This window comes from Cytobacillus oceanisediminis, from assembly GCF_003182355.1.
GTDB classification, from domain to species: domain Bacteria; phylum Bacillota; class Bacilli; order Bacillales; family Cytobacillaceae; genus Cytobacillus; species Cytobacillus oceanisediminis_A.
In genome coordinates this window covers 87,637-112,030 of sequence record NZ_QGTW01000005.1, presented here as the reverse complement: position 1 = coordinate 112,030, position 24,394 = coordinate 87,637, and the positions used below count along the sequence as shown (strand labels likewise).

The following is a 24,394-nucleotide window of genomic DNA, read 5'->3' as shown; positions in this document are numbered from 1 at the left end:
CTGATCACCTTTCCATTTTTTTATCTATTTTAGCACATACTTTTGTTGTAAATGTTGCCTGTCAGACGATATTTACCTAATACATGTGAGCTATTGGGTTTAGCAGCAGCTTTATCGGCGATATTTTTCAAATTTTTATAATCTAACAGGGCATGTCGAATAAGAGGAAAGGTGTAAAAGTTTTAAAAAACAGCTTTAATTATCCTTATTGATTACAGAGCTTTTTATTTAAAAATCGTTTCCTTATGCGAAATAGTTTGACAATTTTTGTGTTTAAAACCATGATAGTAATTAAAATAATTGAAAGTCGGGGGCAGGGCTCATGGGTTTGCCAGAGGATAGGCACATCGAGTACAACTCAAACGGAAAATTACATAAACATTCTGTAATTCGGGATTTGACGGGTGAAAATATATCATCGGGAATTATTGCAAGCACGCTGGTGATGACAGGGCCGGCGCTTATTATTTTACAGGCCGCGGCTGCCGGGGGATTTACCGACCAGCAAACCATCAACTGGATGTTTGCAGTTTATTTTTTCGGGGGCGTTTATAGTATCCTTATGCCGCTGCTTTACAGGATTCCGATTACGGGCGGACATTCGATAACAGGAGCTGCTTTTTTGGCAACAGTCACAGCTCAGTATTCGTATCCCGAGCTGATTGGCGGTTATGTGATGTCGGGATTACTTATTTTTCTGGTCGGCATCACAGGGCTTTTTACAAAAATCATTGGTTGGGTGCCTAAAGAAGTCATCGCATCGATGCTGGGAGGACTTGTGGCCGGCTATGTGGTGCGGCTCGTTCCTGCGATTCAGGAAATGCCTCTGGCGGGAGGGGCCGCCTTAATCAGTTTTCTTCTTTTTACAAGGTATGTTAAGAAATTTCCGCCGGTACTGGCAGCTGTTGTTGTAGCCTTTGTGGTTTTATTTTTTACAGCGGATGTGAATCCTGCCAAAGAAATTTCCTATTTTCTTCCATCCCTGCAGGTGCCGGAATTCACCTGGATGGGTCTCGTGACGATTGCGCTTCCGCTGGCAATGCTGATTCTAAGCAATGATGCGGCACCGGGAATAGGCGCACTTGAAAGCTCTAACTTTAAGCCGCCCATACGAAAAATTGTATCTTCGAGTGGCGTCTTCTCTGTGATCACGAGTTTCTTTGGCGGACAGTGTGCGAACATCGCTGGAATGATGAGCGCTATTTGTGCCGGGCCGGATTCGGGGCCAAGGGAGAAAAGGTATATGGGTGCAGTCGTATCGGGTGCCATCACCATCGTATTTGGAATCTTTGCGTGGAAAATCGTGCCCTTTATCCAATCGCTTCCACAGGCATTTGTCTCTCTTTTAGCAGGATTCGCGCTGATTGGCGTTCTGCACTCAAGCCTGCAAATGGGCTTCTCCGGCAACCGCTACCGCCTAAGCGCACTCGCCGCTTTCATCGTTACCCTATCAGGCATCTCCTTCCTCCACATCAGCGCACCAGTCTGGGGACTCGTTGCTGGTGCGGTATTGGCTCGGACGGTAGAGAGATAAAGGTACCTTTTACTGCGATGAATTACTTCTCCACAAATGCGAAAAACATGACTTGTGTCTTTCAGGTACCACCCGAATTTTGTCGAATAACAATAGAATCAGAGGTGTGGAATTTATGAAGGAATTGCAAAACTTTATGAGAGATTACCAGAAGAAGATGGGCTGGGAGATCAGTGAGGAAAATTATGCTGAGAGCCGGGATTCTCTTTTGAATAACTATATGCTGCTGACGACCGAAGTAGCAGAGGTGGCCGAAGAGCTCCGCAAGGCTTTTAACCTTGTCCGTGAATATACCAAAGAAGGTATGGATGAAGAACAAGCCTTTGCACTTGCCAAGGATCAGGTAAAAGAAGACATTGGCAAGGAACTGGCGGACTGCCTGGCCTATTTAATTAAATTCTATAATTTCTTTGGCATCGAGATCGACGAAAGTTTTTACCGGAAGATGGAAGAGGTAAAGATAAGGAAGAATAAGGATACCAGTTTAATAGAAAAATGAAGGGAGAACTATCCAATGATCCGGCACATAAAACGATCCGATGCCGAAGGCCTGGCCAACCTGATTAACAGGGTAGAAAACGAGGCTGAATATATGCTGTTTGAGCCCGGCGAAAGACAGACCACACCGGAAGCACAAAGAAAGAGAATCGAAGCCATTGAGAAAGAAGCCAATTCAACCATTATTGTGGCGGAGGATGACAGCCAATTGGTCGGATTTTTAATGGCCATTGGCGGGACTGCCAGGAGAAACAAACACTCTGCCTATTTGGTTGTTGGGATAGCCAGCGGACATAGAGGCCAGGGAATTGGCACCAAGCTTTTCAAGGGATTGGAAGCATGGGCCCTGGAGCACAGCATCCACCGGCTTGAGCTCACAACGGTTATAAAAAACGAAGCGGGAGTGGCACTATACAAAAAAGCCGGATTTGTAATCGAAGGAACTAAAAAACACTCATTGCTAATAAACGGCGAGTTTGTGGATGAGTATTATATGGGGAAGCTGCTATAAGTGAAAGGCCATTTTCTTAATTTAGGAAACTGGCCTTTTTTTTGTCCAATACCCTGGTTCTTTTTAGAAGACTCTACTTAACGGAATAGGCAATATATACTATTTAATATTGAAAAAGAACGATATACCAAGGAGTTTAGCATCTGGTTTTACACAATAAAACAAAAAATTAGAATTTTCGTTGAATTATAAACAAATAATCTTGTATACTTGTAATACAAGTTTAGAAAAACGCTTACATTTTACAATAGAGGAGGAAGGTATATGATGCAACAAAAGTGGAAGATTATTATATCCATTTTTACACTTGTATTTATTGCGATTATTGGCGTGCAGACTGCTGCTGAAAACAAAGACAAAAAATTTGTTTCAGTCGCAACAGCATCAACTGGAGGTACATATTATCCAATCGGAGTCGGAATGGCTAATGTATGGAGCAGTCATTTAAAAGACGAAAAAATCCAAGCGAGCGGTCAGTCATCTGCGGGTTCCATTGAAAACATTGAGCTCCTTCGTGAAGGGGAAGCACAATTAGCGATTTTGCAAGGATTGATTTCTTCTCAAGCGTATGCTGGAAACGGTTCATTTGAAGGAAAACGTTATGAGGATCTTCGCACGATTTCAATGCTATGGCCGAATGTAGAGCATTTTGTCCTTATGAATGACAAAGTGAAAACAGGAACAATTGATGATATTAAAGGAACAGGTTTTTCTGTAGGACCGCAGGCAAGCGGTACGGAACAATCTACTGTCGTTATGATGGAAGGCCTTGGACTAACGAAAAAAGATATTTCGCCGGAATACCTCGGCTATAGTGATACGGTTTCAGCTATGAGAGATGGGAGATTGGATGGAGGATCGCTTCCTGCCGGTATTCCGATTTCGGCAATAACAGATATGTATGCAAGTAATGTAAAAGCATCGATTTTAGAAGTGACGGATGAACAATTGGATGCCATCAATAATGTTTCGGACACTTGGTACCGCTATGTGATTCCAGCAGGTACATACCCGCGCGTTGAGACAGATATCAATACAATTGCCCAGCCGAACCTGTTATCGACTACGAAGGAAATGGATGAAGAAACCATCTATATTCTTACAAAAACACTTTATGAAAACCTGGATGAAATGTATGAAGTGCACAGCTCCGCCAAAGAAATGACCTTGGAAACGGCCTTGGATGGAGTATCGGTTCCATTGCATGCTGGAGCGTATAAGTATTTTAAAGAAGCCGGTTTGGATATACCGGAAAACCTAATACCGCCGGAAGCGAAATAAAGGAGGGCATAATATGACAAAACCAATTAGTGAACAAGGAATGAAACCAACAGACTTGGATAGGGAAGCGGGCGGCGGCATGCGCTTGCTGGACGGCCCATATAAAAAAGCAGCCGCCGTTATCACTGTCATGTTTTCTATTTTTGCGATCTATTCAAACGGATTATCCAATATTCAAGAGATTTATAGAAATCTAATCTTTCTAGGCTTCCTGCTGGTAATGACTTTTTTCCTGTATCCGGCAGGAAAGTCTTCAAATCAAAAAAGGTTTACAGTACCTGACTATATATTTGCAGCTCTTTCCATTGCAGGCCTCGGCTATCTGCTTTTGAATTATACAGCCATTCATGTGGACAGAGGGTCGCAGCCAATTATGATCGACTACGTATTTGGAGCTATTACGATCATTGTGTTATTGGAAGCATCACGAAGGGCAGTGGGGATTTTCATTCCGATTCTTTGCGGCGGAGCGATCGTATATGCCTTATTCGGAACCTATTTTCCATGGATTTTCGGTCATGCCGGTTTTTCATTGGAGCGCCTTTTATATCGTCTTTATATGACAACAGAAGGGGTTTTGGGGCTCACACTCTCAACGGCCTCCACCTTCATCGTTATGTTCGTTCTATTTGGAGCCTTCCTGTCGGTCAGCGGTGCAACAAAGTTATTTAATGATTTGGCATTGGCCATAGCAGGGAGAAAACGCGGAGGCCCTGCGCAGGTTGCAGTTTTATCAAGTGCACTGACTGGTTCTTTAAGCGGAAGTGCGGTAGCCAATGTAGCAACAACAGGTGCCTTCACCATTCCATTGATGAAATCAATTGGTTTGAAGCCTAGGTTTGCAGGTGCAGTAGAAGCGGCTGCATCCACTGGCGGAATGATTATGCCGCCGATCATGGGTGCTGCTGCCTTTATCATGGCCGGTTTCCTGGGAATCTCGTATACTACCGTTATCCTCGCAGCGATTATTCCAAGTTTTCTCTATTATATAGCGCTCATTTTTGCGATTGATATTGAAGCAAAAAAACAAGGCTTAAAAGGAATTAGCAAGGAAAACATTCCGAATGTCGTACAAATCCTGAAAGAACGCGGTGTTCTGCTTATCCCGATTATAGTTGTCATTACAACCTTATTGATGGGAAAAACAGCTCTATTTGCCGGGTTTGCGGGAATCGGATCTGTTATTATCGCCAGCTGGATTGCAAAAGATAAATCTTCAAGAATTACTTTTTCGAAAACTATTGAAGCCTTTGTAGAAGGTGGAAAAGGGACCATCCAAGTAGGGATTGCCTGTGCAGCCATTGGAATCATCATTTGTGTTGTGACAATGACCGGTATTGGTTCCACACTAGCTTATAATATTGTTGAACTTACAGGCGGAAATCTCTGGCTTATTTTGATCGTTGTCATGATCACTTGTATTGTCCTGAGTATGGGCCTTCCATCAACAGCGCTTTATATCGTGGTCGCTGTTACAGCTGCGCCGGCCCTTGTTGAGGCGGGTGTTAATCCGATCGCTGCACACTTCTTTGTGTTCTGGTTTGGGGCATTATCAAATATAACACCTCCGGTAGCTCTGGCATCCTATACTGCAGCCGGATTGGCCGGTGCTAATGCAATGAAAACATCATGGGAAGCTCTTAGAATCTCACTTCCGGGCTTTATAATCCCGTTCATGATTGCGTATAACCCAAATATTCTCCTTCAGCCTGCTGAAGGGGAAACCTTATCTGTTGTTTCTGTCGCTCTTGTTTTAATCACGAGCACACTCGGAATCTATGCTCTAGCAAGTGCACTAGGGAACTATTTGAATGCAAAACTCACAATTGCTGAAAGAGTCCTTATGTTCGCGGGAGCTTTAATGCTAATTAAACCGGGCTTGATGACAGATATTGCAGGGCTTGGGCTTTGTGTGTTTGCAATTCTTTTCCATATAATAAGAGTGAAAAAAAGCAGTTCAGTAGAAATCACTGTATAAGGAGCTTACCGCCAATGAAAATCGAACGAAAAAAAATCTCGGCCCAAGTGTTAGATCAGTTAAAAGATATGATTAAGGATGGCAAATTCCCGCAAAACCAGCCTATGCCATCTGAAAATGAACTCGCAAAACTGTTTGGCGTCAGCCGTGCGCCTGTTCGAGAAGCATTGAGTGTTCTATCTGCCAGCGGAATTATTGAATCCAGGCAAGGCGGCCGAAGCTTTGTCAAAGAGGTCAATATGGCAGAAATGCTTGGTTCTTTAGCGATTGAATTAATTCCGGTGGAGCAGGTTTTTGAGCTTCTGGAAATGCGGATCATTATGGAGACACAGGCAGCAGCTATTGCTGCCTTACGTCGTGATGAGGCCGATTTGGAAAAAATGAAACAGGCGCTCGATCAATTCGAGATTACGCTGACGAACCCGGAAGCAGTAGGCGACCAGGCTGACGTTACCTTTCACAAACATCTGATTGGTGCCACAAAAAACAGATTTATGATACAAGTAATGGAAAATATAGATGATTTATACCGAAAAGCAATTGCTTTTTCACTTCAGAAAAACGTAGGACTGCCGGAGAAGCGTGAACAGGTTTTTCAGGAACATATAAGTATTTTCTCAGCCATCAAAGAACGGGATGAAACAACGGCTGCAGATGCTATGAAGATTCATCTCGAAAATGTCAGAAAGAAATTGAAAGCAAACGAGGAGGAAGGAAAGAAGGTGCCGATGTGATCACGGAACAGGTTGTTGACCGGCTTAAAAGCATAATGGGATCAGAGAAGCGAATTCTCATGGAAAGAGCAGATTTGGTTTCTTATTCATACGATGGATCTTTTGGTGCTTATGTTCCTGAGATCATTTTGCAGCCCATTTCAACAGAGGAAGTTGCGGGCATTGTGAAGCTCGCAAATGAATTGAAAATTCCCTTATATCCAAGGGGCAGGGGAACGAGCCTAAGCGGTGGCCCGCTCCCTGTCCATGGGGGAATGGTTTTGGATTTTTCCAGATGGACTCAGACATTGGTAATTGATCCGGACGATACGGTTGCCATTGTTTCTCCAGGGGTCATAACAGCGGATATTGACCGTGAAGCTAAATTATATGGACTTATGTATCCGCCTGACCCAAGCAGCTCCCATGTCTCAACAATCGGAGGGAATCTGGCGGAAAATGCCGGAGGCCCGCGCGGTTTAAAGTATGGGGTGACAAAGGATTATGTGCTGGGGCTGGAGATTGTAACGCCAGAAGGGGAAATCATCCGGACAGGCGGACGGACGGTCAAAAACGTCACAGGCTACGACTTAACAAAATTAATTGTTGGATCGGAAGGGACTTTAGGCATTATAACCGAGGCTATTCTTCAGCTTATCCCAAGGCCGCAGGCAACCCAGACGATGATGGTCATATTTGATGATATTATTGATGCCGGAAAAGCCATATCAGCTGTACTGACGTCTGGCATCCTGCCTTCCAAAATGGAAATCATGGATCAGGCTTCGATTCGGGCAGTTGAAGAATTTCAGCCGATCGGACTGCCGGTGGATGTGGATGCCATTATCCTTATTGAGCTTGATGGCCATCCAATTGCCATCAGAGACGAAAGTGAGCAGGTCAAACAGGTTTGCCTGGATATAGGGGCAAGAGAGGCGGTCATTGCCAGGGACGAGGAATCTGCTGAGAACTTATGGAAAGCAAGAAAGCTTGTTTCTCCTGCGATTGTCAGGAAGAAGCCGACGAAGATTTCGGAGGATGCCACCATTCCAAGAAGCAAGATACCAGAAATGTTCAGGCGTTTACAGGAAATTAAAGCAAAATACCAGATAGATTTGGTTGTGTTCGGACATGCAGGTGATGGAAATCTTCATCCGAATATTATTACAGATAAACAGGATAAAGAAGAGATGAAGCGAGTGGAAAAAGCAGTTGAGGAGATTTTTACAGTAGCCATTGAATTGGGAGGAACGCTCTCAGGTGAGCATGGGATCGGGACAATGAAGGCGCCATTTATGGAAATGGAGCTTGGGGAAGCAGGTTTGGACATGATGAAAAGAATGAAAAAAGCGTGGGATCCGAATAACATCATGAATCCGGGAAAGATTTTTCCCGAGAAAAAAGGGCAAAAGCTTGTGTTAGTCAATGACTAGTCAACTGGCATACAAAGAAACGTTTGATTGTGTCCAATGCGGTTATTGTCTCCCAGCCTGTCCAACCTACGCAACAATGGGAAAAGAAAGGCATTCCCCCCGCGGGCGGATTAACCTTGTACAAATGGCTGCTGAAGGAAAAATATCAATTGAGGATATTACAGAATCGATGGAGCTTTGCCTCGGCTGCCGTGCTTGTGAAACTGCCTGTCCAACCAATGTGCAATACGGAAAAATCCTCGAATCATTTAAGGAAGTAAAAGCCGCTGCTACAGGGGCGCCATTAATGGAAAATATGGCATTGCAAAGAGCATTGCCCAATAAAAAGCTGATGGGGACAATGAGAGCATCTCTTCGGGCTTATCAAAAAACAGGACTTGATACGTTTGCACGCAAAAGCAGGATGCTTGGCCTTCTTCCCGAACAGCTTCGTGCTTTTGAGGAAATAACCCCGGCAATCGAAATGCCCAATAGACACTTGAGGAATAGTACACAGTCCCCTGAACATGAGCCTCAAGCACGTGTTGCCTTTTTCACAGGATGCATTATGGATGTGTTTTTTGCAAAAATAAATGACCTTAGCATTAAATTACTGAAGCATGCAGGCTGCGAAGTCACCGTCATCAAAGAACAAACCTGCTGCGGGGCCTTGCAGAACCATAGCGGTGATACAGATACATCCAAAAAGCTGGCGAAAGAAAATATCGCTGCTTTTGAAAAAGGAAATTTTGATTACGTAATAAATAGCATTGGCGGTTGTGGCGCCATGCTTGTTGAATATGATCACCTGCTCGCAGAAGATCCGGAATGGGCAGAGCGTGCCAAGGCATTTGTACAAAGGAATAAAGATATAAGTGTTATATTGAACAAACTCGGACTGGACTTTCAAAAAGAACTTGCAGGCGTCCTGACATACCAGCCATCCTGCCATCTGTTAAACGTACAGAAGGTAGCGAGCGACCCAGTCCAGCTGTTGGAATCCATACCGGGAATCACGTATGTTTCCCTTCCGAAAGGGGATATGTGCTGTGGTTCGGCCGGAATATATAATATTGTCCACTATGAAGAATCCATGGAAATACTTGATGCAAAAATGGAGCACGTCCAAAAGGTCTCACCAGATACGATAGTCACTTCCAACCCCGGCTGCCATTTGCAAATGTGCCTTGGAGTCAAACGAGAGGGCATTGAAGGTAAAGTGCGTGTTGTCCATATCGTCGAATTATTGGCAGAAGCTTGCGGGATAGACCATAAATAAAAAAAGGCTGTTTTAAAGGTTGTTGTTTTTAAACTGCAAATTAAGTTTAAACAACTGAGTTGATTGCAGCGGAGGGCACTTGACTCCCCGAAAATGCATTCGCATTTTCTTACGACGAGGTGTTTATTCGGGGATGTTTATTCAATGTCCAGCGGGAAGTGAGGGAAGTGGGAGACGACCCCACAGGCGAAGCCGGGGAGGCTCTTATTCCTCCCCGCGGGTTCGCTGAGTGCCCGAAGCGGAAATCAGCGGGCTGAATTTAAAAGTAAAAACACCTATTTATGAGAAAAGAGCCTAAAGGAATAGAAAGGGTGGGGGATCATGTATGATTACATCATTATTGGCGGGGGAATTGTCGGCCTTTCAACAGGGATGGGGCTGTTAAACCGGTTTCCGGCAGCTAAAGTAGCGATCCTGGAAAAGGAAAGCCACGTAGCAGCCCATCAAACGGGCCATAACAGCGGGGTCATCCATTCGGGCATTTACTATAAGCCTGGAAGCTATAAAGCAAGGCTGGCCAAAAAAGGCAGTGAATCGATGACAAAATTTTGCCGGGAACATGGGCTTGAAGTCGATATTTGCGGGAAAGTGATTGTGGCAAGCGAGGATTTCGAGCTGCCGCTCTTAGAAAACTTATATCAGCGCGGGCTTGAAAACGGACTGGGAGTTCGGATGATTGATAAAAGCGAACTGCTTGAAATCGAACCGCATGTAAATGGAAAAAAAGCTATTCATGTTCCCATGGCAGGCATTGTGAATTATAAACATGTATCAGAGAAGATGGCGGAGATTATTAGGGAAAAAGGCGGCGACATTCTGCTCAACCATAAGGTATTATCGATTGATGAAACGGTGCAGGAAGTCATTGTTGAAACGAGCAAGGGCGAAATAAGAGGATCTTACTATATTAACTGCGGCGGCCTGCATTCCGATCGCATTGCAAAGCTTGCCCAATTAAAAACCGATGTGAAAATTGTTCCTTTTAGAGGCGAGTATTATATGCTGAAACCAGAGAAAAGCAGCCTGGTTAAAAACTTAATTTACCCTGTGCCAAATCCCAATTTTCCATTTCTGGGCGTTCATTTTACACGAATGATTAATGGATCGATCGATGTTGGCCCAAATGCGGTCCTAAGCTTTAAACGGGAAGGCTACAAAAAGACGGACATCAATTTGGCAGACCTTATGGAAGTTATTTCATATAAAGGCTTTTGGAAACTCGCAGGCAAGTATATGAAAGAGGGTGTGGATGAGATGATCCGCTCTGCTTCAAAAGAGCTATTTATGAAAAACGTTCAAAAACTAATGCCGGACATCCAAAAAGAGGATATTGTTCCCGGGCCTGCAGGTGTGAGAGCCCAAGCTTTGAAGGACGATGGGTCCCTTGTAGATGACTTTTTCATCATCCCGGGCAAACGTTCCATTCATGTATTAAATGCACCGTCTCCAGCAGCAACGGCGTCAATAGAAATCGGGAAAGAAATTGTGAAGAAAATGGAAGGGACATTTAGATTGGATTCGGCAGTGTAACTAATCCATCAGGCTTTTTGAAAAATTGGCGAATATTTCTAAATCCCCTGTAGAATAATATGGCAGAAAGGGGAATTCGTTATGAAAGTGACAACAGTCATTAGGATTTTGCATCTGGTAATACCCTGGCTGACCATATTCTTTTTGCCTAAAAAGTCTTTTAATAAATTTTCTACGGTTTCTGCTTTTGCAGGGATATTGGTATTCGCCATGAGCATTCTGGCCATACCCTTTAAGTGGTGGACGGTAGATGGAGGAAACAGACACAAACTCGTTAATGACCTCACTTTTATCCTCGGCCCTTTCTTTATAGGGACATTGTGGATCTTTCATTTTACTTTTGGAAACTTTAAACGCTATCTCGCGGTTAACGCAGTGGTGGATTTATTGTTTGCCTATCCGCTCAATTATTTATATCAAAGGTTTAACTTATATAGTCTGGTTAAATTTAAGCCCATACATATTTTCTTGTTTTTCACTTCTTATGCCTGGATTATATATGGGTACCAGGAGTTTGTGCACCGCAATAATCGTTAAGTGAAAAAGCCGATCCATTTTGGGATCGGCTTTTGTTGTGGGCTCTGTTAAACTGTCCTGCTGATTTCCGCTCACAAAACTCTGTGAACGAGGCAATCCGGCTCTTCTCAAGCATTAAGCCTGTGGGGACTCTCTTAGTTCCGCACTCCCTCAGGACTTTGAATAGCCTTCCTGGAATTAACACCCACGAAGGAAGTGCTAATGCATTTCGAGGATCTCACGCCCTCCGATCCAATCAACAGGGTGCCATAATTAATAGTAAACTTTAAGGCACCTGTACTTGTGTTTTATAAATTATCTAGCACTTCCCATCATGGCACTCGACTCCGATAACCCGGAAGCCGTTTTCGTCCATTTCTTTTTTTATTTTATCCAAGGTTTGCTTCGGTGTATCCTTTGGAAGGGTGAACAGCACCCGACGGATGAGGCTGACATGGAAGTTGGAGGAATCCAGCGAGATGACCCCTTGAATATCACTGTGTTTGCTGATGATGCTGGTCATCTTTTTCAGCGTTCCCTGGGTTCCATAGCTCCCCACTGTTAGGGTGTAGCTGCCGCGGTTCAATCCCCATGCTTCCTCCAGCAGCTCGAGTACTGCCGCATGCGTCAGCAGGCCGACAAAATGTTCATTTCTCTTAACAACAGGCAAATAAGGGTATCTTTTCAGCGTGAAAAAGGCCTTCATAAAAGAATCATTTTCGCCAATTATTGTCTCCTGGTCAGTTGCGAGGACAGTAATGGGTTCATTCAGCGAATGATTCTCTTTATATTCTAAAATATCAACCTTGTAAATATTGCCGATAAATTTTTCATGTGTTTTATCCAGAATCGGGACACAGCGATAACCTGTTTCATTTAAAAACTGCAGCGCCTTTTCCAAATTAAAGGTTTCATCACAGTAACGGACATCTCTTTTCTCCACCATTTGATGGCGAATTAGCATACCAGCATCCTCCTTTACCCCTAACCCTTTTTAAAAGATAAGAGCTATAATTTCGATAACTATCAAGCTTCGGAACCCTATCGACTCAACGTGCTTCCCCCAACTCGTCTACAGCGACGCACAGGACGTGCGCGTTTCCAAGTGTTATAAGTCAACATCGAATCGCTATCGTACTTCGTGTTTCCATAATCTCAAAATAAGGAACTCAGACTAAAAGCGCCGCGTCCTCCCAAAAGCGCCCGCTTTTGGTCGTGCAATGTATTGCTGCCGTAGCTTTCCTTGTCCTGTGGCAACGTCTGAGTGACCCACGTCGTGTGGACCCCAGTCCACCACGCTCCGTCGATGGACTAGGGCGCCTCCGATGCTCTGATAACGGGTTATAACCCTTTATTCTATGCCGGAGCATTCTAAGGAATGATAAGATTTTCACCGTACTTTAAATAGGAACTCATTCATAGAATCCCATAGCAAAAACTTGTAAAATAAGAGTAGGCAATCATCATGAATGGTGCTGAAGGACTGTGGGAAGCATTACAGCTGTATCGCTGCTGGACGTTATTGGGAACTGTTTTCCTGCGAGATTTCCATTCCGATCTCCAACCGAACGAATACATCTACTATAGGACGAGCAAACGGATTAACTTAAAAATCAGGCCGGGGGACATTGTGAAAGAGGGGACCATTGCCCTTCAGGTTATCCCGCTGGAAGGATTGGCGTTGCTGCTTGGTGTTGGCCGCTTCATGAGTGAAGGCAGAGCTATTGTTAACCTGATCGGTAATGGTATTGCTACAAATATTGTAGCAAAGAGCGAAAATGAATTTGATGAAATAAGAGTAAAAGAGCGATCAATGAAATGAAGCTGTTGAAACAGGATAACCAGACAAAACAAGCTGTATAATCAAAAGGCCATTCTCTACATGGGAATGGCCATTTATAATGAGATGAAATTTGTCGATCTGGATCACTGTACCTTCGACAATCTTCTCATTCATTTCCCGGGAAAAATTCAGGTGTGAAAAAGGTCAGCGGTTATTTCAATCAAACGTTTGATTGAGATGGAAAATGCTGAATAGCGGCGAAAAATGGCGTCCCTTGGTGCCAGGTACCAATACCAGTTCAGCTAGCTGGTATAGGTACCTGGTACTTTTAATGTTAAAATACTACAATGGCAGTACATTAAAAAATGATTGGGTGAACGCATGAGTAAAGGAATTAGATTAAATGTGGCTTCTAAATATAAGAGGAATTTTCAATCTGGGTATCCGCTGGTGACAGAGGAGTCTGTTCAGAGGCTTCCGAAGGGGATTGAAGAGGGGGCAATCATTGAGCTTGTTGATGAGAATAACCGTTTCATTGGCAAAGGGTATTATGGAAAACAAAATAAAGGCAGAGGCTGGGTGCTGACGAATAATCAGCAGGAAGTGATTGACGAAATGTTTTTTGCTAAAAAGTTTAAAGCAGCTTTGGAAAAGCGTACAGATCTTTTCAATGACCCCAATACAACCGCTTTTCGGGTTTTCAATGGAGAGGGCGACGGAATTGGAGGGCTCACCATTGATTACTATGATGGCTTTTACGTAATGAGCTGGTATAGTGAAGGGATTTACACATTTAAGGAAGTTGTTGTACAGGCCTTAATGAAGACAGCAGATGTGAAAGGCCTCTATGAGAAAAAACGCTTTGCCGTGAAAGGAACCTATATTGAGGATGATGATTTTGTAGCGGGGGAACGGGCATCCTTTCCGCTGATGGTGAAGGAAAACGGAATCAACTTTCCGATCTATTTGAATGAAGGTGCCATGGTAGGCGTCTTCCTTGACCAAAGGCATGTAAGGAAGACGATCAGGGATAAGTATGCGGGAGGTAAAACCGTCTTAAACACCTTCTCCTATACAGGTGCTTTTTCAGTTGCTGCCGCTTTGGGCGGAGCATCGAAAACAACAAGTGTTGATTTGGCAAACCGCAGCAAAAGCAAAACAATCGAGATGTTCAGCGTCAATGGCATCGATTATGAGGCGCAGGATATTATTGTTGAAGATGTGTTCAACTATTTCAAATATGCGGTCCGCAAGCAGCTAAAGTTTGAAATGGTCATTTTGGATCCGCCAAGCTTTGCCCGGTCCAAAAAGCATACGTTCAGTGCCAGAAAAGATTATCCGGAATTGCTCGCACAGGCTATCCAAATCACAGAAAAGAACGGCATCATTGTTGCCTCATCCAACTGCAGCACCTTCAATATGAAAAAATTCAAAGACTTCATCAAAAAATCCTTCCAGCAAACAGGAGGCAGCTATAAAATCCTTGAAGAATTCACCCTCCCGGAAGATTTTAGAACCATAAAGGAATTCAAAGAGGGAGACTACCTCAAGGTTGCGTTTATACAAAAGCTATAAAAATGAGTGCCAGGCACCTATACCACCTAATGGAAGTGATATGGATACCTGGCACATTCTATTTGTATAGGCAAACGCATGTAAGCGAAAATCCACCGGAAGAAATTCCGAAAAGTATAAATATTTTATGGTATGATTAGGGTTAAAAAAGTGACAGGCACCTATACCAATTCGTCCAACTGGTATAGGTGCCTGCCACCATCATTTTGAGAAAGAAGGTTTACATTGTGCAGCGTTTTAGGGTTCATTATGCGTGGGTGATTTTGGTTTTGACATTTGTTGCTTTGCTGGCCGCACAAGGGGTGAGGCTGTCGTTTGGGGCGTTTATGACGCCGTGGGAGAGTGAATTTTCCACGAATCGCAGCGTCATTTCACTGGTGGCGTTTATCAGCTATATTGTTTTCGCCATTTCACAGCCTTATGTTGGCAGGCTGATAGACAAGTACGGGATCCGCTACATCCTTTCCTTCAGCATTTTGCTGATCGGCTTTTCCACGATACTCACCTTTTTCACAACTGATCCAGTCCAGCTGATGATCATTTATGGTGTGATTGCTTCAGTCGGCTTTGGGGGTGCCTCCAATGTGGCGGGAACGATCGCTGTCGCAACCTGGTTTGCTCATAAAAAGGGCATGGCGATGGGGCTAATGTCGGCTGGAACAGCAGCCGGGCAGCTCGTCCTTGTCCCGCTTTCACTGTTTCTCATTGACCAGCTCGGCTGGAAAATGACAGTCATCGTATTAGGCTGCTTTCTGATCTTGATCGTGTTTCCGCTGCTTCTTCTGTTTATCCGTTCCAGCCCATCCGACATTCATATAAAAGCCTATGGCGCAAAAGAAGAGGCTGAAACTAGCCAGAGCGGGACAAAGGAAGCACCAAAAGGAACTTTATCCATCTACCAGCTTTTGCGGCGCAGGGAATTCCTGTTTCTTATGCTCCCGTTTTTCGTCTGCGGTGTCACGACAACAGGCCTGATGGATACACATCTTATTCCTTTTGCCCAGTATTGCGGGTTTACGCCTGGCATTACAGGAGCCGCCGTCAGTTTGCTGGCTGGCTTTAACATTTTAGGAACCGTCGTTTCCGGTTTCCTGGCAGATCGGTGGAATTGCAGAATAATATTGGCTTTTCTATACGGGGTAAGAGCCTTGACCATTATTCTTTTATTAATCATTGTCAATGATGCTTCCTTGTTTGGTTTTTTCATCTCTCAATCGCATCTTCTGATCCTATTTGCGATCAGCTTTGGTGTCGTGAATTTTGCAACCGTCGCTCCAACCATGAAGCTGGCAACTGAATACTTCAAACAACTGTCAGTCGGTGCAGTGATCGGCTGGATTTATCTCAGCCACCAGCTCGGATCTGCGCTGGGTTCCTTCGTACCGGGTGTTTTATTTGATCTGACAGGAAGCTATGATATGTCCTTTATTGCATCCATCATTCTGCTTGTTGGCGCTTCCGCCTTAAGCATGATGCTGCCTAAAACAGGTGTGAACTATCAACATACGGGTAGCCAAGTCGTTGTAAGGAATAGTTAATGAATGGTTTATAATCGACACTTTTTTCCTCATAAGTTAAAATATTAATAGACTAAATTGAACGGTAAGGGGAGTCGGGGATGCATCGTAATAAGGATTTATATCAATTTTTGCTCGAAAAAACGCGGCAATTGACAGAAGAATGGTATGAAAATCTCGATAAAAGCAAGAGTGCCGGAATCTATTCCTCGGATGATCCGGCCATTATTGAAAGTGTCAAAAAGCAAAACTATGAATTTCATCAGCAGTTTTGTGAAGTCTTTAGTAAAGATGAAGAATCATTCTTCAGTGAGTTCGAAAAATGGATTGTAAAAGTGGCGCAGGATGAAGGACATCTTCGTACGCCATTGCAAATGATCCTCCGTGAATTTTTTAATACTCAGGAGCAGTATTTGAACTTATTAGATGAATTTGCTGAAGCCAATAAAGGCCAGTATGATATCCGCCAAATAGATTCCTGGCGCCGAATCATGCTGAAGTGCTTTAGTGAAGTGGTTACCTGGTTCACGGAAGAGTATAATAACCACTCCCAAAAAAGGCTGGAGGCCCAGCAGGATTTAATTCGTGAGCTAAGCTCCCCCGTCATCTCTTTAACTAAAGACATTGCGCTATTGCCGCTTGTTGGTGATATCGATACGGCCCGGGCTAAAAGCATGCTTGAAAATACGCTTCAGCAGTGCAATAAGTTGGGGGTAAATCAGCTGTTCCTCGATTTATCCGGAGTGGTCATGATCGATACGATGGTTGCCCATCAGCTGTTCCAATTGATTGAAGCGCTAAGCCTGATTGGAGTGAAAACAACCATCTCCGGACTAAGGCCGGAAATCGCCCAGACCGCTGTCCAGCTAGGACTATCATTTGACCACATTAGCATCAGATCCACGCTTTCCAGTGCAATCAAATCGGCCAACCTTATACCAAACTAATAAAAAACACGATGAAGGCCGCCTTCATCGTGTTTTTTTCAGTGATGGCACCTTATCGGTAAACGAGGGAACCCGCACTTTTCTTATTCCAACCCTTTAATAGCCATTTCCTTCACAGGAAGGAATGCCTCACCTGTATCCAGATAGTTCACATTCACCTGATCGTCCTCCTGCAAATAAATGGCCATTGGTACGGTTTCAGATGAAACAACGTAGCTTTGGCGGTTGTTGAGTAAAAACGAGACAACTGTAAAATCACCGGACTTTTCCTTGTACACACGCAACACCGTTCCGCTTGTCTGTTTTTCCTCTGCTTTTGAGCTTCCATCCACTGTGCCTCCACCTCTTTGAAGCGCAGTCTTATAAAGCCTCAAGGCATCATTCGGCGTCGAGCCATATGCGGAGATTTCCGGATTGGCTGCAGATACAATAAAGTAATTTTGAAGAAACCCGTTTGCATCGAGTACAGGTGTCAGCCAGCTTGCTTCTCCGTAGAAGTTATAAAGAACAGGCATTTCGCCGCTCCATTTCTTTTCAATAAACTTCTTCTCGATGATTTGCAGGGCTCCCTGTGAATCCATATAGGACTCTTCAAGATTGCCGGTAAAGAAGGTAGCCTCACCCGTCCTTGAATTAGTCAGTGAGTACCCTAGCATGGAATCAACGCCTTCTTTCGGGCTTGTAAAATCCGTAAAATAGTACATGTCGCCATTTTCATCAAAAATCGGGCTAACATTTGCTTCCGTCCCTTCATCTGAAGGTAGCCTCACATCAGTCTTGCCAAACTTGCTGTTCCAGAATCCGTGTATATAATTGCCATAATAGCTGTTTTGCAGGCTGACAGCCTCCGGGGAAACGGCGCCATCAATAAAGGCTGGCACATCAGCTAGCTTGTAGGCTTTCGTCTTCCCATTCATCGGATCCACCATAACCATTCCTTGAACATCAAAACCATTCCGGGCAGAAATAAACTCGCCGAAAGAACGGATATAATAAGGCTTTCCTTTATCATCGACCTCTAATTGGACATCCCCATAAAAGACCTGCTGCGGAAATTGCATGCGAATATGGCGCTCAATATTCTTATTAAAATAAGATGATGGCGTGTAAATCATATCGGATTTAATAAATTTTGGATTGGCAGAGGAATCAGTCGCACTAATTGTAAAATAACCAGGCGTTTTGTTTCCATTCCACCACTTGAAGAAACCTGAAAACTCAACCGGCGCAATGTAGACATACTCTCCATTGACTTTCTGGATCTGCAGGCTGCCAAGTTCATAATAGCTTGTATTTGGAACCTGCCCAAAAGCCTTTTTCATCTTATTGCGGGCAAATTGAGGCGGAACACTCGCAAGCGTTTCCGTTTCGTCAAAAGTCTCAATTTCCGTTTTTTCCTTCATTTCGGCACTCTCATATTTTTCATCAGCATTAAAAAGAAAAGAAGTTAAAAAGAATATGCCGACAATAAGGCTCCCTAGAAACAGGACTGCTTTAATCATTCTTTCCTTCCCGGCTGCAAGAACGGCTCCGCCAAGAGAAGCGATAATCGCTATCGGCCATAAGCTGGTCAAGTTCCGATCAAGATTGCTTAAATAATAAAAGGCAAAAACAAGCAGCACGGTTATGGTTATTGTCCCGGCCATTAGGCCCGCCCCCATCTTTTTGCCTTCCTTTTCAGACTTTACTGTATGGCTAAAAGGAATTAGCAGGACTGAAATAGCAAGGCCGGCTAAAAGCGAATAAATAAACATATTTCCCATCGTTATCTCTCCTAATAAGTTCAATATGCTTATCTACGAATGAATGCAAAAAAAGTTTCGTAAGAAGAATCGATCTGTAAATCCACTAAATAAAAGCTGGATTCACAAATTTTATGGCCAAGTTAAATAAGGTTGAATTTATTTGCTGTGAAAACATTGCTTTAAAAAATTGAACATATGCCCATTTTACTCCATTTATCCTGCCAGATTAGTCATATCACGGCTTTTTAAATATATATCATCATTAACCAGCCTTTTTTAAACTTTCCGGAATCTATCATCAACTCTCTCAGAAAAGGGATTTCATTGACTTAAATCGAATAGGTTTACCAATCTATTTTAAAGGAGAATGCATGTGATCAGGTATGAAGAAGCAGTCCCGGATATGGAGCAATTATATCGCTTGTATGGAAATGACGGCTGGAATGACTTTTTAAAACTGCCGAAAGAAACGCTGTATAAAGCGATGGAGCAGAGCTGGCTAGTGATTAGCGCATATGATGGAGAGCGCCTGATTGGCACTGGGCGCATTATTTCTGATGGCATCATCAATGCTTATCTTTGCGGAGTAATCGTAGAACCTGCGTATCGCAGCAAAGGAATCGGAAAGGAAATGGTGGGCAGACTGGCGAAGCGCTGTACTCAGGCACATCTGCATCTTCAGCTGCTGGCTGAGGAAGAGAAAGCACCTTATTATGAACAGCTGGGATTTGGAGTATTTACATTGGGATTAAAGTTTAAATCTTAAAACTAAGACTAAAGGTGTAGCCAGTTTCAGCCAATCCGGCGATTTAGCCAAAAGCATTCATCTATAGAATGGTTATTGTAACCAGCTAATGAAATGGGGGAAAACCTTTATGGAAAAATATATATGCAAAACCTGCGGAACACAATTTCCGCCATCCGATCATCACCCTGACAGCTGCCCGATTTGCCAGGAAGAACGGCAATATGTAGGACAGAACGGCCAGGAGTGGACGACCTTGAATGACATGAAGGAAAGCCATTTTTATAAAAATGAAATATCCCAGGAAGAAACAAACCTATACAGTATAAAAACGGTTCCGGAGTTTGCGATCGGCCAGACGGCTTACCTGGTTCAAAATATAGGCTTTAATATAATGTGGGATTGCATTTCCTACCTTGATGCGGAAACAATTCAACAGATAAAGGAACTTGGGGGAATCGATGCTATTGCCCTTTCCCATCCCCATTATTACTCATCCCAGGTTGAATGGGCAGAAACGTTTAATGTTCCCATTTACATTCATGAAGATGATAGGCAATGGGTGATGAGAGACAGCGAGCATATTGTTTTTTGGAGCGGAGAAACAATGAAGCTTCATGATGGACTGGAAATCCATCGCCTCGGCGGCCATTTTAAAGGCGGCGCTGTCCTGCATTGGCAAAAGGGGAATAGTGGAAAAGGTGTTTTGCTGACAGGCGATATCATCCAGATCGTTGCTGACCGTCAATGGGCCAGCTTTATGTACAGTTATCCGAACCTCATTCCGCTTCCGGCAGAAACGGTTGAAAGAATGGCCGGCAAAGTAAAGATGCTATCCTTTGACCGGATGTACAACGCATTTCATAGAATAATAGAAAAAGAGGCAGACCTGGCCGTCCAGCGTTCTGCAGAAAGATATGTAAAGGCAATTAGGGGGAAACTTTTTCAGACATAACAAGTATGGGGATTATGTTAAAACAAAGGCATATCCAAAAGGACAGAGCGATTATGAAAAAATTCCATGAAATCTTATATAAAAATAAAGCCAAACGATATTCCATCCTGACCATAATTGTTGGAATCTTTTTATATAACCAATCAGACTGCATGCCTCGGGCTGCCAATCATCAAAAAGAAATAACGCACCGGTAATTCATGAGAATTTTTAATTGAAAGATGGCTAAATAGGCTCTTCTTTAGTAAAATTAGGTAAAAGAAAAGGGGTGGAAGCTGTGCTGGCAAAACCAGACCTAAACGAATATGCACCATATTATAAGGGATATGTAAATTCAGTACCTGATGGGGAGTTGCTGCAGATACTTGAACAGCAAGTAAAGGAAACTGCTAATCTATTAAAAGATCTGAGCAATGAACAGACCCACTTCCGGTATGCTCCGGAAAAGTGGACCATCAAAGAGGTGATCGGCCATATCACCGATACCGAACGCATAATGGGTTACCGCCTGCTTTGCATCAGCAGAGGGGAAAAAGTGATGCTGCCAGGGTACGATGACAATGTATATGTGAAAAAAGGCAACTTCAATCGGTTCTCGATCCAAGAGCTTTTGGAACAGCTGGCCATTGTCCGTCAAAACACAGTCACTCTTTTGAAAAGCCTTGATAATGAAACCCTCCTGCAGCGTGGAAATGCGAACGGAACCGAAGTTACGGCCCGGGCAATCGCTTATATCATTGCGGGGCATGAGCTCCATCACCGCAATTTGATTAAAGACAGGTATATGAGTTCAGATTCATTCCCGGAAAAAATGATAAAGTAACGAAAAGAGCGGTACGGTTTTTGAGTACTGCTCTTTTTGCATATTTTAAAAAAGGAAGGAGTCCAATGGGAGTTGCTCTTTTTTGGGCGGGGACGTTTGCATAATTCAAATTCGCAGCCCTTTTTTTAGAAGGAAAACTCTTATTTTAATAGAATATCAATGAGGTAAATTTGAAAGGACGTGTACATATGACAAAAATCGGTTTGGTCAGGCATGGGATTACAGCCTGGAATAAAGAGGGCAGGGCACAGGGAAGTTCAGATATCCCCTTGCATGAAGAAGGATTGGCTGAAGCAGGCCTTTTGGCTGAACGGCTTAGCGCAGAAAACTGGGATGTGATTTACTCCAGCAACCTATTAAGGGCACAGCAAACAGCTGAAGCCATTAAGGAGAAAGTCAGCCATATTCCCCTCCGGCTTGATCCAAGAATCAGAGAAGTTGGCGGTGGGCTAATTGAAGGCACTACGGAAGCTGAGCGTATAGAAAAATGGGGCAGCCGCTGGCGTGAATTGGATCTTGGGTTCGAGCCGGGTGAAAGTGTCATCACTAGAGGGATGGCATTCATTCAGGAAATTGCAGCTAAGCATCCTGGTGAAAATGTACTTGTTGTAAGCCACGGATCCTTTATCCGACATCTTCTAAAGGAATTGGTTCCGCACATAGACATGCCGGACCAACTGAAGAACACCTCTATTACGAAGCTTTTTATGAAAGAAAGCCAGTGGGACTGTGAGCTGTATAACTGCACGAATCACCTTTTGAAGAAGCAATTGAAATAATGATGAAAAAGCCGGAGTCCATTGAGGCTGCACTGCAATTTATCAAGGAACATTTCCCTGCCTGCCAGGCTGCTGTGCTGGCAGGCAGCTGCAGTTGGGAAGAGGAAATCTTCATTGCGAATACAATGGCAGAACTGCTAAGTGAATAAGTACTTGTACGAACGGTCATTGGGTTGGCTCATCCAAATGGACAGCGGCACTAAGGCAATATAACCCGGCATTTGCTGAAAATTTTTTTGATGCTTTTTAATTTTTTATAGAGAGGGCAGCAAAAAAAGGTGATCAAACTTGCTGAAAAGGCAAGGTCTAAACGGAGGCTTGCTTTTCGAAGGAATTTCATTGAGGAACAGGGAGTAAACAACAACAGCAGGGTTTTCCCTGCTGTTGTTGTTTAACATCATTCTTTTTTTAAATCCGGTTTATAAGCGGGAAAAGAAAACCGGAAAACAGTTCCTATCCCCATTTCACTTTTTACCCGGACGCTGCCTTCCATTGCTCTGACAATGCTGAAGACTACCATCATACCAAGCCCTGTTCCTTTTGATCCCTTTGTTGAATAATAGGGTTCACCAAGGCGCTGGAGCTGATCGGGCGTCATTCCAACACCTGTGTCCTTTATTTCGATTGTAATGTGGGTGCTGCTATATTGCGTTTCTATGTATAATTGTCCGCCGCGCGGCATCGCTTCGATAGCATTTTTTATTACGTTTAAGAAACATTGGTGAAATTTCTGGCGATCCCCTTTAATGGAACCCAGAAGAGCGAAATTAGAATTAATCTCTACTGAATTCTGATTGGCGGTGGGCCTTAATATATTAATAACTTGGATAAGTTCTTTCTTGACATTTATTTCTTCTATCTTATCTAAAGCGGGCTTGGAAAAGGTCAAATAGTTTTGGATGACCTGCTCGGCCGATTCAAGCTCTGCCTTCACAATCGTAAGGTATTCCATACGTTTGCGGGGCGGAAGTTTTTGTTCCTGCAGTAATTGTACAAATCCGATAGCCGCTGTTAAAGGATTCCTGATTTCATGTGAGATTGCTGCGCCCATTTGCTCCACAGCCTCAAGCTTTTCCGTCCGGACCAGATTTTCACGGATATCCAAATTTCTCTTGGCGAATTCAATAACATATGAAATCATGCCAACTCCCATTGGAGGGATCACCAGATAGGCAAACCAGGCGTCAAAACGGTTTTCGGGCGGTATGGATATTTCCATTGTAATGACGGTAAGGACGCTTATAATCATGGCCATGGTAACCGAAACCCGAATGCGTTTTTTTGGAACCTGCTTCCAAAACCATGGATAGAGCTTCCAAAGGATGATTCCCAGAGGCAAATATAAAAGGAGATTAGAATAAAAACCAGGCTCTATTCCGTAGAAACCTCTCATGATAATGACGGATAAGGCCAGTGCCGGGCCGACCCCCACATATAAGCCGCCAATAATCACGATAATCAATCTTAAATCAAAGAAATAATGGGGACTTGGCTGAAAAGAAAACTGAAAACAAATCCACATCATAAATAATAACCAAAAAAGGGAGCAGCCTTTTGAAAAACGGAATTTAGAGTTTTTTTCCGCCCATACTAGTGCAAAAAATAAGATGATAATTAAGAGCGATAAATTAAAGAAAAAATGCTTCGTAATTTCCACCGTTTCACCTGCCATAAGACGTTATATGAAAATTCTATATTGTTTTACTATTATTGACAATAACTGATTTGCAAATTTAGCACATTTTCATGAAAATTGTCAGAAAATATCAAAAGAATGGGAATGTTATGCTTGCAGAATAATCTTTCTGGGAAAAAAATAAAAATTATTCATACAAATGTTATCCCAATCAATATACGGAAAGAATTCTTCACTATCCATTGGGGAGGTACGGAAAAGGTTATTTCCAGCGGAGTGTATGACTGCAGCAAATACTGGGGAAAGTGCTTTGACTCCATTAGGCTTTATTATAGTGGGTTTTTTGCTTGAAAAAATGCCTGTTTGGATTTTTACTGGGCTTTGCGGAATCAGTATTCCCGCATTAAACTCTTTCCTATCCGAAAAGAACCCTCATCCAGCTGTTGCGCGAAGCTGACCAGCCTGCAGGCAAGGTTACTGCGCGAGCTCCGTATCCCGAGAAAGCAGTCTTCCGCAGACTGTTTTTTACTTCCTAACTGGTCAAAAAGTAATATTTTTCATAATATCAGTTTAACTGGCAAGTCCTGGGGTACTTCAATAAGTGGGTACATAGTAAACATGGGAAACGGGAGCAGCT

At 43.4% G+C, this 24,394-nt stretch carries 21 protein-coding genes and 1 pseudogene; 19 read left to right on the top strand and 3 right to left on the bottom strand.

The genetic code is table 11. The annotated features are described in order from the left end of the window. The first annotated feature begins 322 nt into the window (after window positions 1–322). The 10 genes from DFO73_RS11365 (at window position 323) to DFO73_RS11320 (ending at window position 11,273) form a co-directional block, all read left to right on the top strand. The gene (locus tag DFO73_RS11365; RefSeq protein WP_110064911.1) at window positions 323–1,534 is read left to right on the top strand and encodes a benzoate/H(+) symporter BenE family transporter; all 1,212 of its coding nucleotides are present in this window, start codon (window positions 323–325) and stop codon (window positions 1,532–1,534) included. 115 nt (window positions 1,535–1,649) lie between these two features. Beyond that, window positions 1,650–2,033 carry a MazG nucleotide pyrophosphohydrolase domain-containing protein gene (locus tag DFO73_RS11360; protein WP_110064910.1) on the top strand — a complete coding sequence of 128 codons (384 nt, stop codon included), beginning with the start codon at window positions 1,650–1,652 and terminating at the stop codon, window positions 2,031–2,033. Between the two features lie 15 nt (window positions 2,034–2,048). Beyond that, entirely contained in the window at window positions 2,049–2,543 is a 495-nt protein-coding gene (locus tag DFO73_RS11355; protein ID WP_110064909.1) for a GNAT family N-acetyltransferase, read from the top strand. Between the two features lie 264 nt (window positions 2,544–2,807). Beyond that, on the top strand, window positions 2,808–3,824 hold the full coding sequence (locus DFO73_RS11350) for a TAXI family TRAP transporter solute-binding subunit (protein WP_110064908.1): 1,017 nt from the start codon (window positions 2,808–2,810) through the stop codon (window positions 3,822–3,824). A 13-nt stretch (window positions 3,825–3,837) separates the two neighbouring features. Then, window positions 3,838–5,802, top strand: coding sequence for a TRAP transporter permease (locus DFO73_RS11345; protein ID WP_110064907.1), 1,965 nt, complete (start codon window positions 3,838–3,840; stop codon window positions 5,800–5,802). A 14-nt stretch (window positions 5,803–5,816) separates the two neighbouring features. Continuing rightward, on the top strand, window positions 5,817–6,536 hold the full coding sequence (locus DFO73_RS11340; RefSeq protein ID WP_110064906.1) for a FadR/GntR family transcriptional regulator: 720 nt from the start codon (window positions 5,817–5,819) through the stop codon (window positions 6,534–6,536). Continuing rightward, window positions 6,533–7,948: an FAD-binding oxidoreductase gene (locus DFO73_RS11335; RefSeq protein WP_110064905.1), complete on the top strand. Its 1,416-nt coding sequence runs from the start codon at window positions 6,533–6,535 to the stop codon at window positions 7,946–7,948. Before DFO73_RS11340 ends, DFO73_RS11335 begins: the two co-directional genes overlap by 4 nt. Next, a complete protein-coding gene (locus DFO73_RS11330; protein ID WP_110064904.1) occupies window positions 7,941–9,206 on the top strand; it encodes a (Fe-S)-binding protein in 1,266 nt (421 codons plus the stop codon). The genes DFO73_RS11335 and DFO73_RS11330 overlap by 8 nt, the downstream gene beginning before the upstream one ends. A gap of 321 nt (window positions 9,207–9,527) precedes the next feature. Further along, entirely contained in the window at window positions 9,528–10,736 is a 1,209-nt protein-coding gene (gene lhgO / locus DFO73_RS11325) for an L-2-hydroxyglutarate oxidase (RefSeq protein WP_110064903.1), read from the top strand. An 81-nt stretch (window positions 10,737–10,817) separates the two neighbouring features. Further along, window positions 10,818–11,273 (top strand): hypothetical protein, encoded by a 456-nt coding sequence (locus tag DFO73_RS11320; RefSeq protein ID WP_110064902.1) that lies wholly within the window; start codon window positions 10,818–10,820, stop codon window positions 11,271–11,273. Window positions 11,274–11,571: 298 nt separating this feature from the next. Here DFO73_RS11320 and cbpA read toward each other — a convergent pair whose 3' ends face one another. Beyond that, window positions 11,572–12,216, bottom strand: a complete 645-nt coding sequence (cbpA, locus tag DFO73_RS11315; RefSeq protein WP_110064901.1) for a cyclic di-AMP binding protein CbpA — start codon at window positions 12,214–12,216, stop codon at window positions 11,572–11,574. Between the two features lie 657 nt (window positions 12,217–12,873). Between cbpA and DFO73_RS11310 the strand changes: the two are divergent. From DFO73_RS11310 to DFO73_RS11295, 4 genes and pseudogenes are all read left to right on the top strand, one after another. Further along, a pseudogene (locus DFO73_RS11310) lies at window positions 12,874–13,115 on the top strand (glutamate/aspartate:proton symporter GltP); the annotation flags it as partial. A gap of 301 nt (window positions 13,116–13,416) precedes the next feature. Beyond that, entirely contained in the window at window positions 13,417–14,610 is a 1,194-nt protein-coding gene (locus DFO73_RS11305; protein ID WP_110064900.1) for a class I SAM-dependent rRNA methyltransferase, read from the top strand. 263 nt (window positions 14,611–14,873) lie between these two features. Next, on the top strand, window positions 14,874–16,148 hold the full coding sequence (locus DFO73_RS11300) for an MFS transporter (protein WP_375137322.1): 1,275 nt from the start codon (window positions 14,874–14,876) through the stop codon (window positions 16,146–16,148). Between the two features lie 80 nt (window positions 16,149–16,228). Beyond that, the gene (locus tag DFO73_RS11295; protein ID WP_110064898.1) at window positions 16,229–17,074 is read left to right on the top strand and encodes an STAS domain-containing protein; all 846 of its coding nucleotides are present in this window, start codon (window positions 16,229–16,231) and stop codon (window positions 17,072–17,074) included. Window positions 17,075–17,157: 83 nt separating this feature from the next. Here DFO73_RS11295 and DFO73_RS11290 read toward each other — a convergent pair whose 3' ends face one another. Next, window positions 17,158–18,837, bottom strand: a complete 1,680-nt coding sequence (locus DFO73_RS11290) for a hypothetical protein (protein WP_110064897.1) — start codon at window positions 18,835–18,837, stop codon at window positions 17,158–17,160. A 355-nt stretch (window positions 18,838–19,192) separates the two neighbouring features. Between DFO73_RS11290 and DFO73_RS11285 the strand changes: the two genes are divergently transcribed. From DFO73_RS11285 to DFO73_RS28620, 5 genes are all read left to right on the top strand, one after another. Next, the gene (locus DFO73_RS11285) at window positions 19,193–19,585 is read left to right on the top strand and encodes a GNAT family N-acetyltransferase (RefSeq protein WP_110064896.1); all 393 of its coding nucleotides are present in this window, start codon (window positions 19,193–19,195) and stop codon (window positions 19,583–19,585) included. 109 nt (window positions 19,586–19,694) lie between these two features. Next, window positions 19,695–20,519, top strand: coding sequence for a hypothetical protein (locus DFO73_RS11280; RefSeq protein ID WP_110064895.1), 825 nt, complete (start codon window positions 19,695–19,697; stop codon window positions 20,517–20,519). A 277-nt stretch (window positions 20,520–20,796) separates the two neighbouring features. Further along, window positions 20,797–21,342 (top strand): DinB family protein, encoded by a 546-nt coding sequence (locus DFO73_RS11270; protein ID WP_110064893.1) that lies wholly within the window; start codon window positions 20,797–20,799, stop codon window positions 21,340–21,342. 188 nt (window positions 21,343–21,530) lie between these two features. Then, entirely contained in the window at window positions 21,531–22,121 is a 591-nt protein-coding gene (locus DFO73_RS11265; protein ID WP_110064892.1) for a histidine phosphatase family protein, read from the top strand. Then, entirely contained in the window at window positions 22,121–22,270 is a 150-nt protein-coding gene (locus DFO73_RS28620) for a hypothetical protein (protein ID WP_181395982.1), read from the top strand. Before DFO73_RS11265 ends, DFO73_RS28620 begins: the two co-directional genes overlap by 1 nt. A gap of 248 nt (window positions 22,271–22,518) precedes the next feature. Here DFO73_RS28620 and DFO73_RS11260 read toward each other — a convergent pair whose 3' ends face one another. Further along, on the bottom strand, window positions 22,519–23,778 hold the full coding sequence (locus DFO73_RS11260; RefSeq protein ID WP_110064891.1) for a sensor histidine kinase: 1,260 nt from the start codon (window positions 23,776–23,778) through the stop codon (window positions 22,519–22,521). Window positions 23,779–24,394 lie beyond the last annotated feature (616 nt).